Below are 13,082 nucleotides of genomic sequence, written 5' to 3' on the forward strand. Positions count from 1 at the left end.
TTGTTATAACTAAACACGGAAAGAACGGAAAGTTTCATGCTTCCAGTTGTATACTTTTCGCTTCTTTAGTGGCAATATCCCCCGTTAAAACATGCGGTTACCGGTATTTTTTTCAGACTTGAGCATCTGGAGAACTTATGAACACGCAAAGCGACGATGTTCGTGATAACCGTTTTAGGGAAGATCCTGTTTCGCTGCTCGACCTTTCACCGAAGCGGTGGCTTTTACGAAGAAGCGGGTACAGCAGCCGTCCCAAACGGTTACAGGTCAACGAAACGTTGATGACAATCGGTAACGGTTATCTCAACATCAGAGGTAGCCTGGAAGAACTGCCGCCCGGCAGTTACAGGGGAATGTATATCAATGGAATATATGACGGGTCCGAAGCGGACGTTGAGGAGTTGGTCAAATGTCCTGTTTGGACCGATGTTTCGTTGTGGATCGATGGATTGAAAGTCTCCCTGCCGGATTGCAAGGTGATCCGTCACGAGCAGATGCTCGACATGAGAAAAGGGATCCTCCATCGGAAATCAAGGTTCCGTCTCCCCAACGGTAAAATTGTAACGTTTGCGACAACAAAGCTTGTTTTTTTGCACAAGGTACACTGGGGGTATATGAGGGTCAAGATTGTGCCGGAAAACTTTTCAGGTAAGATCCGGGTACTAAGCGGCCTGAATGGGGACGTTCTTAACCGTGGTTTTTTCCCCGGGGAACAACTCAAGCACCTTCACCTCGAACGTATCGAACGCGGACGCGATCTTATGTATCTGGAAATGAAAACAAGAGAGCACGGGATCCGTATTTCCAATGCAGCATCATGGCGAATGGTCGATCAAGGAGGAACTTCTGTCACATGGGAGCCAAGAATCTACGGAGAGAAGTTTACCAGTGAGATGATATTGGATGTGAAAAAAGGTTTTTCCTATGAGTTTGAGAAATATGCGGTGGTCTATACAAGCAGGGAGATTCCCGAAGAGCGGATGTTCAACGGGACTATCTGTGGCTTGAAATCCTATCTTCGTAACGGTGCTTACAGGGAAATCGCCAGTCATATCAAACTTTGGGAAAAGTCTTGGCAGCAGGCCGATATCGTCATAGACGGGGACCGTAGTGCGCAGCAGGCCATACGTTATAACATGTATCAGCTTCTGATAAACGGTCCGAGGCAGAGAGGGAGTATAGGGGCGAAATTTCTCAGTTCGGAAGGATATCTCGGGCATGTTTTCTGGGATACCGAAATCTTTATTTTTCCATTCTATCTTTACAATTTTCCCGACATAGCGAAAAACATGCTCATGTACCGTTATGAAACGCTGCCCGGGGCGATAACGAATGCAGAGCGTGCCGGTTACAAGGGGGCGAAATACGGCTGGGAAACCGCTACGACCGGAGAAGATGTCACCCCAAGGTTTGCATCGAAACTTGAAAGAACAATACGCCTCATCTATACCGGTGCAGAAGAGGATCATATCGTATCGGATGTCATTTATGCTGTAGAGCAGTACTTCAGGGTAACAGGGGATGAAGATTTTTTGCTTGATTATGCTCTTGAAATGGTCTTTCAAACTGCTCGCTTCTGGGCGAGTCGTGTTGTTGCATCAGGTGAAGTATTTGAAATCAAGACAGTTATCGGTCCAGACGAATTTCATGAGCATGTGGATAACAATGTTTATACCAACTTCCTTGTGAAATGGCATTTAAGGCTTGCCGCAATCCTGTTCGAATATTTTGGCCGCCGTGACATTGAGGAGTTTTCAGCATTGTGCAGGCAACTCAATCTGCAGCAAACAGAGGTCAGTCAGTGGATGGATATCAGTGACAGGCTTAAATTCAACATCGATTGTTGTTCCGGACTCATCGAGCAGTTCGATGGTTATTTCGACCTGAAAGATTATGTGATAACGCGTCACGACCGCAAGGGCGGGCCGGTACTTCCCCAGGGGATTACCTATCGAAATATCAACAAGACACGATTGATAAAGCAGGCGGATGTGCTGATGATGTTTTTGCTTTTTCCTCATGCTTTCAGTGACGAAGTCAAGCGGGTCAATTACGACTTCTACGAAAAAAGAGCGTTGCACAAATCATCCCTCAGTCATTGTTCCCACGCGATGGTCGGGCTTGCTGTTGGAAACCGGCAGCATGCATATCGGTATTTCATGAGGACAGCATTGGTCGATTTGGAAGATTTGCACGGCAATACCGAGCTGGGAATTCATGGAGCTGCAGTAGGCGGTACATGGCAAACAGTTGTAAGAGGTTTCGGTGGGTTGACACTCAAGTCGGACCGGATTGTGCTGAGACCCTGGTTGCCGAAAAGGTGGAGACGCCTGTTATTCAAAGTTCACTGGAGGGATCGTGTCATCCGACTTGAAATATGTCATGATAATGTTTCGGTGTTTATTGAAGCCGATGTCGAGATTCCGGTGCCGTGTACATTTTGGGGTAGGTGCTTTACTATTTCTACAAACAAGCTATACACGTTCAACTATGACCCGATTCTGTGTGTAAAATCTGGAGGATGTGATGAAACCCCTTCGCATTGCGCAAATAGCGCCGTTGATTGAAAGTGTTCCGCCAGTCAAATATGGTGGAACTGAAAGAGTTGTCTATTCCCTTACCGAAGAGCTGGTCGAGCGGGGACATGACGTTACTCTTTTTGCCTCCGGTGACTCCCGGACATCGGCGAAACTTTATTCACTGGTTGAACGGGGACTGCGGCTCGATGGAAAGCAAGCTGCAAATGTTGTCAGCTCCTTGCTTGAACTTGCACATGTATACCATGAGAAAAGCCATGAGTTTGACATCATTCATTCGCATGTGGATTTCTTTACTTTCCCGTTTGCGGCAACCTCCGTGACTCCAACAGTGCTTACGCTGCATGGCCGCCTCGATATGCCTGTCCTTGTCAGAATGTTACAGATATACACGGACTTGAATTACGTTTCTATCAGCAATGCTCAGCGTTTTCCGGTACCAAACGTCAATTGGGCAGGAACGGTATACCATGGTTATCCTCCAAAATGTTTTCCTTTCAATGAATCGCCATCTGATTACTTTCTTTATCTGGGACGTTTTTCTCCTGAAAAAGCACCTGATCAGGCAATTCGTCTTGCGAAGGCTTGCGGTATTCGTCTGAAAATTGCCGCGAAAGTCGATCCGTTGGAAACGGATTATTTCAACGAATATATCAGGCCCATGCTGGACGATCCTCTCATTGAATACGTTGGCGAGGTTATGGAGGGTGAAAAAATAAAGCTTTTGAAAAATGCCAAAGCGTTGCTCAACACAATAAATTGGCCGGAACCCTTCGGACTTGTTATGATAGAAGCTCTTGCGTGCGGCACTCCGGTTATAGTAAGGCGCTGTGGTTCATCGCCTGAAATCATAAAACACGGTAAGACAGGATATGTTTGCAGCACGGAAGATGATTTCAAGCAAGCAGTGTACGGTATAGAAAAAATCAAAAGAAAAGCCTGTAGAAATGATTTTGAAAAACGTTTCAGCCATAAATTAATGGTTGATGGTTATGAAAGAATTTATTACCGTTTGCACCAACATCGAACACGGCAAAGAGTTCTTCCCCTCTCTCGGAGAGTGGTTTCGTCTGGTTGATAAATAATTTGAAAATGTTATACTGCAGTGCCTGTAAAGGAGCCGCTTGCTGTAGTGTTTTGTTGAGAAAGAGGTTTTTTTCGGGGCGGCTAATTTCTGTGTAAAACTGATGACCGAAATGGATTTTGTGCATTTGCATACGCATACTCATTTTTCCATGCAAAGCAGTCCGATTTTCCCGCATGAACTTTTTGCGGCTTGCCAAAAGAGTGCAATGCATACTGTTGCGGTCACCGATTATGCTGCAACCTTCAATATGCCTGAGCTTTTCAGCCTTGCAGATGAGGCTGGTGTCAGACTGATTATAGGGAGCGAAATATATCTTCTCGAGCGAGATGCATATCATAACGGCAAGAGCTTTTCTTCCCCTTCATTGATATTGCTGGTGAAGAATGAGGAAGGTTACAGAAACCTTTGTGTTTTACTCTCGAAAGCAGCTCGTGAGGGCTTTATCAACGGCATGCCACATGTTGACAGTAATTGGCTTGCGGATGCCTGTGATGGATTGATTTGCCTCTCTGCCTACTATGCCGGTCGTATCGGTAGAGCGCTGCTGGCTGGTAACTTCGAAGAGGCAACTTCGTTTACGACTTTCTACAAGGATATATACGGTGAAGATTTTTTCCTCGAGTTGCAGCGCCACCATACTTCATTCGATGAAAAGCTCAATGCCGATACGATTCGGCTTGCCGAAGAGAACGGTGTAAAGCTGGTCGCTACCAATAATGTTCATTATCTCGAAAGAAAAGATGCCGATCGTTACCGGGCTATGGTCGCTATTAGAACCAAGGAAAAGTTATCCAGCAATCAGCTCCAGTGTCTACCGAGCAATGAAAACTATTTCAGATCTTCAAAAGAGATGGCCGATCTGTTCGATGATGCTCACGGTGAACTCTCAAATACGGTCAGCATTGCGGAAAAGTGTACATATCGCTTTCGAAAAGAAGAGCCGAAGCTTCCTCATTTTCCCCTACCTGCAGGATTTGACGATGAGGTACAGTATCTGAGACATTTGACATATGAAGGTGCAAAGGAAAAGTACGCTGATCCTGAATCTCAGGGCCTTTCAGAAAAAATGGTCAACGAGCGGATTGAAAAAGAACTGGAAACTATTTCCAGTATGGGGTTCAGCTCCTACTTCCTGATAGTCAGCGACCTTATTGCTGCGTCACGCCGTATGGGATATTCTGTCGGACCGGGAAGAGGGTCTGCAGCCGGAAGCATCGTCGCCTATCTGACGGGTATTACAAGCATCGACCCTTTACGTTACAAGTTGCTTTTTGAACGTTTTCTCAATCCGGAAAGAGGATCGATGCCGGATATCGATATTGATTTTACGCCGGTCGGCAAGCAAAAGGTTCTCGAATATACCGTTGAGAAATATGGTGAAGAAAGTGTCGCAAAAGTCGTTGCGATCGGTACGCTCGGAGCAAGAGCTGCAATTCGAGATGCCGGACGTGTACTCGAAGTACCGCTTACCGTTGTTGACCGGTTAGCCAAACTTGTGCCGGGAAAGCCTGGAATAACCTTGAAGAAGGCGATCGATGACGTCGGTGAGCTCAAAGATTCAGTCAAAAGTTCTTCAAGAAATGCCAACTTAATGGACTACGCCCAAGCTCTTGAAGGGAGGGCGAGGAACGTTTCGATGCATGCTGGTGCGGTTGTCATTACCAACGGCAGACTTGACGAGCAGGTGCCTCTGTATGTCTCCAACAAAATCGAGACGGAAGAGCGCAAATATGCCGATGAGATGAAACAGGACGAGCTTGAGCGTGGAGCGGCGAAGTCAGGTAGTGATGATAAACAGGTTGTGACGCAGTTTGACAAAAACTGGATTGAAAACGCAGGGCTGCTCAAAATCGACTATTTAGGACTTGAAACCCTTGCAGTCATTGATGAAACACTTCATCTGATCAGAAAAAGACATGGCGTTTCTGTCGATCTGGAAAAGGTTCCTATGGACGACAGAAAGACTTTCAGGATTTTTCAGGAAGGTAAAATGGCTGGGATTTTCCAGTTTGAATCCCAGGGTATGCAGAATTACATGACAAAACTTCAGCCGACGCAGATTGGTGATATCATAGCCATGAGTGCGCTGTATCGGCCGGGGGCTCTCAATGCCAAAATCGATGAGAAGCGAAATGCAGTCGATCTGTTTGTCGACCGGAAACATAATCGTGAGCCGATAGACTACATGCATCCAATGCTTGAGGATTTTCTCAAAGAGACGTATGGGGTGATTGTGTACCAGGAACAGGTCATGCAGATCTCACAGGTCATGGGTGGTTTTTCTCTGGCAAAAGCGGATAATCTCCGCAAGGCAATGGGTAAAAAGAAGCCGGAGATCATGCAGAAATTCAAGGCGGACTTTGTCGAGGGTGCTGTTAAACAGGGCGTTCATGACAAGCTTGCCAACAGGATTTTTGATCTTATGGCGGAATTTGCCGGATATGGTTTCAATAAAAGCCACTCGGCGGCTTATGGTGTTCTCGCTTACTGGACAGGATATTTGAAGGCGCATTATCCGGCTGAGTTCATGACGGCCATTTTGAACAGTGAAATTGGTGATGCAGCAAGAATGAAGCACCTGACCGATGAAGCTAAAGGGTTCAATATTCCTGTGTTGCCCCCATCGGTGAATAAGAGCGATGCCTTGTTTGCCATTGAAGTGGCCGATGAAAAGGCGATGATACGCGTCGGTTTGAATGCTATAAAGCAAGTTGGTAATGCCGCTCGAGCGGTTGTTTCTGCAAGGTTGCTAAGGAAAAAAAACTTTATCAACCTTTTTGATCTGACCGCATCGGTTGATTTGCGTGTTATGAACAGAAAGGCGCTTGAATGCCTCATTTTGGCCGGTGCTCTCGATGATCTTGATCAGGATAGGGCGAAACTGCTTGCCAATATTGACAAGGCGATCCGCTTCGGTCAACTTCAAAACAAGTCGGTGACGCTTGGCCAGTGTGGATTTTTCAGTGATGAATCCAACGAGGCGCTTCATGATTCGCTGTACCCTGACATGGATGCTGCACAACCGATGCCGGAAAGTGAGCGGTTGCAGGCGGAGAAAAAACTTGTCGGTTTTTATCTGAGCCGTCATCCTCTGGAACCGTATCGTCGAGACTGGGACGCTTTTGCAAATCTTCCTCTCAACACCAGGAGTGTACAACAGGCAAGACAGTACAAAGTTATCGGTGTCGTTGTGTCGGTACGTCATCATCAGGACAGAAAAGGTAAACAGATGCTTTTCGGTAGCATCGAAGACTTTACCGGGAAAGCTGATTTTACCGTTTTTGCAAGTGTTTATGAACAATACCGCCATCTTCTCAAACCCGAGGAGGTTTTAATGCTGATTGTAGAGGCTGAAGTCAGTGGAGGCATGCTGAAGCTGCTTGTCAGGGAGGTTGTTCCGATAAAACAAGTACGCGAAACCTGTATCGATAAAGTCATTTTAAAAATCGATGCCGATGATCCAAGTGAACTGGAAAAGCTGGAAAGAGTGAAAAAGGTTTTGGAGGAGCATAAAGGCGGAACTGCAGTTGATTTCGAAGTCAAGGTTCAGGCAGCTGAAAATATTGAACTGTTGCGTGTATTTGCGAGGAGAAGCCCTATTGATGCCGATGAAAAAACACTCGGTGAGCTTGAAAATATTCTCGGCCCTGATAATGTTAAGATTGCCGGGTAGCTTTAATAGGTATTTTTTATTACTTTCATCACTGTTTAGTTGTATTGCTATGAAGTCTGAGTTTTTTCTATAATCACCCTTAAAACGTTTATACAATGAGTGGACAATATCTGACGGCTACGGACCAGAATTTTAAATCCGAGATTCTTGATTCAGACAAGGTAGCCCTTGTTGATTTTTGGGCGGCATGGTGTGGCCCTTGCCAGATGCTCGGTCCTGTTATCGAAGAACTTGCAGGTGAGTTTGAGGGCAAGGCTGTTATATCCAAGCTCAACGTTGACGAAAATCCTAATACCGCTGCACAATATGGTATCAGAAGCATTCCTACCATGTTGATTTTCAAGAATGGTGAAGTTGTCGACCAAATGGTCGGGGCTATGCCGAAAAACATGATTGCCGAGAAAATCAACGCTCAAATTGCCTGATTGTGTACTGAAAACCGGATCGCATGATCCTGTTTTATCGCGTCGGCGCTACTCATGAAAAAGCTGCTGACTGCTGTTCTCTTGTAAAGATTAGCAGTCAGCAGCTTTTCTCTCATAATCTCTATATTGTTTCAAAAAAAATAATTTACGCAGGAAAATGGAGAAAGAAACTCGAGACGTCGTGATTATTGGAACAGGTCCTGCCGGCCTTACCGCAGCTATATATGCCAGCAGAGCTAATCTCAATCCCTTGGTGGTCGATGGTGGGCAGCCTGGTGGACAGCTTATGATTACATCTGATATTGAGAATTACCCTGGGTTTCCAGAAGGGATACGGGGGCCGGAGATGATGGGACGGTTTCGTGAGCAGGCAACAAGATTCGGGGCGGAGTTTATTCAAGGCAGCATCAGTGAGGTTGATTTGTCCAGGAGTCCTTTCTGTATCTATCTTGAAGATGGGGATCGGGAGATTCTTACCAGGACGCTGATTATTGCAACAGGAGCAAACGCGAAATGGCTGGGATTGCCTTCTGAGGAAAAATATCGGGGAAGAGGTGTATCTGCATGTGCGACATGTGATGGTTTTTTCTTCAAAGATAGTCAGGTTTATGTTATCGGAGGCGGGGACACTGCGATGGAAGAGGCGTTTTTCCTGACTCGTTTTGCCGCAAAGGTAACTGTTGTCCACAGAAGAGAGGAGTTCCGCGCATCGAGAATCATGAGTTTAAGAGTAGAAAAGAATCCAAAAATCAGTCTGGAACTGAACCAGGTTGTTGATGAGATTCTTGGTGACGGACAGAAAGTTACCGGTATAAGGCTGAAAAACCTCAAAACAGGAGTGTTGAAAGAACATCCCTGCGATGGAGTTTTTGTGGCGATAGGTCATTCTCCAAACTCCAAAATTTTCGAGCGTCAGCTCGATATTGACGAGTATGGCTATATCGAAACCGCAAAAACATCTACTGAAACAAACGTTCCAGGTGTTTTTGCCTGTGGTGACGTGCAGGATTATACGTATCGTCAGGCAATAACAGCTGCCGGGAGTGGCTGTATGGCGGCACTGGATGCCGAAAAGTATCTGGAATCAATACGGTAAAAATTTCTAATCGTGTTATAAACCTTTCGTTACCGATAACGAAAGGTTTTTCTCTATCCCGAATTTTTTCAACTTACGGTACAGGGAGGAACGGCTTATTCCAAGTATTTCAGCGGTTCTTGTCTGGTTCCCGCCTGCCAGCTCGTAAGCTTTGAGAATTGTCTGAAGTTCGGCATTTTTCAGCAACAGTGCTTTGCCCTGTTCGGGAGCTGTTGTTTCTGCCGGGGGGATGTCAGGAGCTTTTTGTTCTTTCGGCTCGGGGGGAGCAGGTTTATCGATATGTGATTGATCCGAAGGTGATAGAGCAGCTGCTTCTTGCATATGAGTTTGAGGGAGAAAAGGGATCGACGTTATTTCATCGCCACTGCGATTTATGGCTGCTCTCCGAACGATATTCTGAAGTTCGCGAATATTGCCCGGCCAGTCATACATCGAAAGGTTTTCGAGGACAGAGGCGCTGAATGAGATTGGGTCAATATTGTTTGCTGTACAGAAGCTATCAAGAAAATGATTCGCCAGAAGCGGAATATCTTCTCTGCGTTCCCTGAGAGGGGGGATGAGAAGAGGATACTCTTCAAGCCGGTAATACAGATCGGCACGGAAGGTTTTATTTTTTATGGCATCGGAAAAATCTTTGTGCGTTGCTGAGATGAGCCGGAAATCGACGCTTCTTTCTTTTTTTTCCCCAACCCTTCTGATTTTTCTTTCCTGGAGTACCCGAAGAACTTTGGCCTGGATGTCAAGGCTCATATCACCGATTTCGTCGAGAAGAATTGTACCTCCATCTGCCTGTTCGAAGAATCCTGTATGGTCGCTGTTTGCGCCTGTAAAAGAGCCCTTGACATGTCCGAAAAGCAGGCTATCGGCAAGCTCATTGGAGATCGCAGCACAGTTTATGGTTACAAAAGGGCCGTTTTTCCTTTTGCTTCCGCTATGAATGGCTTGGGCAAAGAGTTCTTTTCCCGTTCCGCTCTCCCCGATTACCAAGACGTTAACCTCGGTTTCCATCACCTGCATTGCCTGTTCGATGCATCTTTTCAAGGCGGGGCTTTCTCCATAAATACGTCTGAAAATGTTTTGCTGTTTCAGCTCTTTTTCCAGAAGCTGGACCTTTTTTTTCAGGCTTGATTCGGAAAGGGCGTTACTGACCGTTATTTCAAGTCGATCGTTTTTTACCGGTTTGGTGAGATATTCATAAGCTCCCATTTTAATGCACTGAACCGCCTGACTGATGTCATCGTCAGCAGTTATCATAATAACAGGCAGAACCATGTCGTTTGCTTTAAGGTATGAGAGCACCTCCATTCCGTTCTTACCGGGCATGCTCAAATCAAGGAGTAAAAGATCGACTTTTTCTGAATTCAGGGTGTGAATACAGGCATCTCCATCATTGGCTGTAAGAGCGTTATAGCCGAGCTTGGTGATGACATGACTGATCAGCGTTCGCATTACCGCGCTGTCGTCAGCAATCAAGACATTGTTTTTTTCTCTTTTTGTATTCATTGGGGGGAGAATAAACATGATTTTCGTTGCTATGTGAAATATATCATACAGGTTAGAGTGAAGCAAACCTGGTGAAAGTCTGTTATGGCTGCTTATGGTACAGAAGGTAGGCTTTTTACTGTCTCATTTGGGTGTGTGCGGTTATGGAACAGTTGTGTTGTTATGGGGCGCTTGACTTCATTTCTTTATGCTTCAAAGCAACAATAACGGGCTGAATATATAGGTGGAAGGTTTGGTATGATATTTGCCTCATGGTTGTAAAAGGTTTTTTCATAATTGCAAATAACCGGAGATAACCATGTTGCCTATTGAAAAAATAGAGGAGATTCATAGTAAGCTTGATGTATTACAGAAACTCATTGATAAGATACAGTCAGATGAAAATTCTTTTTCTGGTTTGGTTCCTGATGATCACAGGCGGGTAGAAGAACTTCTTGATGCATTGCATGAAGACATTGAGGTTCTTGAAAAAGGCGCTGAAGTGATTGCAGGTATCATGGCGGGAACAGGGCATTAGGGCGCAGGGCTGCGAATCAGGATATCAGGATAACATACTGAAGGGATGCTTATTTGATATTCAATGTGATTGTAAACAGTTGATTTTTTGTTTCATTGACCAGAAGTAAGTTTTCATTGTCGGTGAAAACAATAGATTCTATCTGTCCTGCACCTTTCAGCTCCACTTTTAGTTTTCTGCCTGAAAAAAAATCATCATCCGGAAAATCGTAAAAAATCCAAAGTGATTTGTAGGTGAGCACAGCCAGGATTTGTTCATCATCCGATATATCGGCAGCCGTAACATAGCCCTCTATTGGGAAAGAGGTTACAAGAGTCAGGTCATTCACTGTATTTTTTTCTTTCCTGTCAAGGCGGTAGAGGGTCGTTGAGGCATCAAACAGCCTTTTGGTAAGCAAGTGGAGTTTCTTTTTAAAGATGAAAGCGGCTTCGCAATCATAGATCAGTCTGTCGGGAGAAGAGTGCTCCTGATCGGGATAGCGTACACGAATCAGTTCTGCTTTTTCTGAGACACTGCTGGTGAGATGTGGTTCAGGTATCGTATAAATTTGCAGCTCTTTTCTTCGGCTGTAGTTATTGCCTACATCGCAGATATAAAGTTTTCCCGAATGGTCTATCGCCAAGGCTTCCCAGTCTCTGTTTCGAGCACCAGGGATCGGGATACTTTGACCCGATGCGGAAACTACCTTGCCCTGGGCGTTGATCGGCACAATTGCCGCCGGGTTTCCGGAATCATTTACTGCCCAGTATACCTCCTTCTGATTCGGACTTTTTGCCAGGCCGGAGATTTCAAGACCGGCGCTTTTTTCAACATGACCGACAGGGGTGAGGGAAAGAGAGAGGTAACTGTTTTCCTTGTTGCTGCATCCTGATACAGCAAGGCTGATGAGTATGGAGAAAAGCAGCGTGGCTATCAGTTGCATCGCGTTCGTTACAAGAGGATGAGGGAAACCATATAATCTGAGTTCGGGATCGATTGTATCGGCAAACTTCGAAAAAATATTACAAACAGGGACCGGAAACAAGCTTTACTCTGAGATACGGTCCATTTCAGCATTCCGTAACCGTTTGTTTTCTCTCGCCGCAGATAAAACAGCGATAACTCCCCGGACCTTGTTGATTGCCGAGATGAGCATGCAGTGCCCGAAGCAGCTCATCGATTTCTCGAAGAAGATGGCGGTGCTCAAATGCAAGAGAAATAAGAAAAAGGGGAAAGGTGATATGTTCCCTTCTCAGCTTTTTCAGAACGTTTCCCATTGCTCTTGTAACGTGCGGGAACCAGTGGGTGTACAGGGGTTTTACTTCTGTTTCGTTTGTGCTATCGTGAGTAACTTTATAGTCACATGAAAAGAAAAAATCTTGGCTGTTTGTCCATTCTATGACTATACGGTAGGGTTTTACTTCATGCTGCGACATAAGCACAGTGGAAAAAGTTGCCGGGCGGGTAAACGAACTCTTTTTCTTTTATATACAAAGATTTCCCTTTGCTTGCGAGGCGCGATTGTTACACTTCGGTTAACTGTCTTCGGAAAAGGTCAGGTCTGAATGATCTTCCCGTCGCTGTCGAGTTCAGGATAAGGACGGCCCAACCGGGCCATTTTTTTACTGATAGCAGGGTAGGAAAGTTCAAAGAGACGCTTTTTCATATATTCAACTGGAAGTCTTGGATTGCTGTAAAATCCGGCTTGAACTCTCTGGCGCTGAGCCTCGAAGAGGATGACAGCAGCAGCTACAGAGACATTGAGTGATTCAACCATGCCTTGCATGGGAACATAAATGAAATGGTCAGCCTGCGATGTTGCACTTTCAGAAGGTCCGAAGAGTTCCGCTCCCATGACAATCGCAGTCGGTTTTGCGAAGTCGATAGCTCTGAAATTGACCGCTTCCTCATTATAATGAGCAACAAGGATTTGCATCTTTTGACTTCTAAGGGTTTGATAGGCGGTCTCTATATTTTCATGCAAAACAAGGTTCACCCACTTATTTGAGCCTCTTGCCGCTTTCTGACGGTTTTGTATGACATCGCTGTTTGACACTGCGTGTATGGTTTCGATGCCAACAGCATCACAGCTTCTTATAATTGCAGATAAGTTGTGAGGTTTGTTCACATTATCCATAAGGACCGTCAGGTCAGGCTGTCTTAGAGAAAGGAGCTTTTTGATTTTGAAAAAGCGTTCAGGACTGATCAATGGTAGCTTGGGTTTTTTGATTTTTTCTGTTTTCGACCAGGATTGTTTGCCGTCAG

General features: G+C 45.4%; 10 protein-coding genes and 1 pseudogene. 6 read left to right on the top strand and 5 right to left on the bottom strand.

Features of this window, described 5'->3' with window-relative positions:
* The first annotated feature begins 137 nt into the window (after window positions 1-137).
* The 5 genes from CR164_RS08605 to trxB all read left to right on the top strand — a co-directional run bounded on the left by CR164_RS08605 (window position 138) and on the right by trxB (window position 8,818).
* Window positions 138-2,567, top strand: coding sequence for a glycoside hydrolase family 65 protein (locus tag CR164_RS08605; protein ID WP_110023536.1), 2,430 nt, complete (start codon window positions 138-140; stop codon window positions 2,565-2,567).
* Window positions 2,527-3,615 carry a glycosyltransferase family 4 protein gene (locus CR164_RS08610; RefSeq protein ID WP_110023538.1) on the top strand — a complete coding sequence of 363 codons (1,089 nt, stop codon included), beginning with the start codon at window positions 2,527-2,529 and terminating at the stop codon, window positions 3,613-3,615. The genes CR164_RS08605 and CR164_RS08610 overlap by 41 nt, the downstream gene beginning before the upstream one ends.
* 118 nt (window positions 3,616-3,733) lie before the next feature.
* Window positions 3,734-7,297: a DNA polymerase III subunit alpha gene (locus CR164_RS08615; RefSeq protein WP_110023626.1), complete on the top strand. Its 3,564-nt coding sequence runs from the start codon at window positions 3,734-3,736 to the stop codon at window positions 7,295-7,297.
* A gap of 95 nt (window positions 7,298-7,392) precedes the next feature.
* Window positions 7,393-7,722, top strand: a complete 330-nt coding sequence (gene trxA / locus CR164_RS08620; RefSeq protein WP_110023540.1) for a thioredoxin — start codon at window positions 7,393-7,395, stop codon at window positions 7,720-7,722.
* Between the two features lie 157 nt (window positions 7,723-7,879).
* Window positions 7,880-8,818: a thioredoxin-disulfide reductase gene (gene trxB / locus CR164_RS08625; protein WP_110023542.1), complete on the top strand. Its 939-nt coding sequence runs from the start codon at window positions 7,880-7,882 to the stop codon at window positions 8,816-8,818.
* Window positions 8,819-8,833: 15 nt separating this feature from the next.
* Here trxB and CR164_RS08630 read toward each other — a convergent pair whose 3' ends face one another.
* Both CR164_RS08630 and CR164_RS13360 read right to left on the bottom strand, forming a co-directional pair.
* Window positions 8,834-9,826 carry a sigma-54 interaction domain-containing protein gene (locus tag CR164_RS08630; protein WP_416145753.1) on the bottom strand — a complete coding sequence of 331 codons (993 nt, stop codon included), beginning with the start codon at window positions 9,824-9,826 and terminating at the stop codon, window positions 8,834-8,836.
* 204 nt (window positions 9,827-10,030) lie between these two features.
* Window positions 10,031-10,339, bottom strand: a pseudogene (locus tag CR164_RS13360) (response regulator); the annotation flags it as partial.
* A 280-nt stretch (window positions 10,340-10,619) separates the two neighbouring features.
* Between CR164_RS13360 and CR164_RS08635 the strand changes: the two are divergent.
* Window positions 10,620-10,838, top strand: coding sequence for a hypothetical protein (locus CR164_RS08635; RefSeq protein WP_110023546.1), 219 nt, complete (start codon window positions 10,620-10,622; stop codon window positions 10,836-10,838).
* A 49-nt stretch (window positions 10,839-10,887) separates the two neighbouring features.
* Here the strand turns inward: CR164_RS08635 and CR164_RS08640 are convergent, their stop codons facing one another.
* From CR164_RS08640 to trmH, 3 genes are all read right to left on the bottom strand, one after another.
* Window positions 10,888-11,760, bottom strand: coding sequence for an NHL repeat-containing protein (locus tag CR164_RS08640; RefSeq protein WP_146204155.1), 873 nt, complete (start codon window positions 11,758-11,760; stop codon window positions 10,888-10,890).
* Between the two features lie 127 nt (window positions 11,761-11,887).
* Entirely contained in the window at window positions 11,888-12,094 is a 207-nt protein-coding gene (locus CR164_RS13320; protein ID WP_322113774.1) for a hypothetical protein, read from the bottom strand.
* Window positions 12,095-12,372: 278 nt separating this feature from the next.
* Window positions 12,373-13,026: a tRNA (guanosine(18)-2'-O)-methyltransferase TrmH gene (gene trmH / locus CR164_RS08650; protein ID WP_110023549.1), complete on the bottom strand. Its 654-nt coding sequence runs from the start codon at window positions 13,024-13,026 to the stop codon at window positions 12,373-12,375.
* Window positions 13,027-13,082 lie beyond the last annotated feature (56 nt).

Source organism: Prosthecochloris marina (genome assembly GCF_003182595.1).
Lineage (GTDB): Bacteria > Bacteroidota > Chlorobiia > Chlorobiales > Chlorobiaceae > Prosthecochloris > Prosthecochloris marina.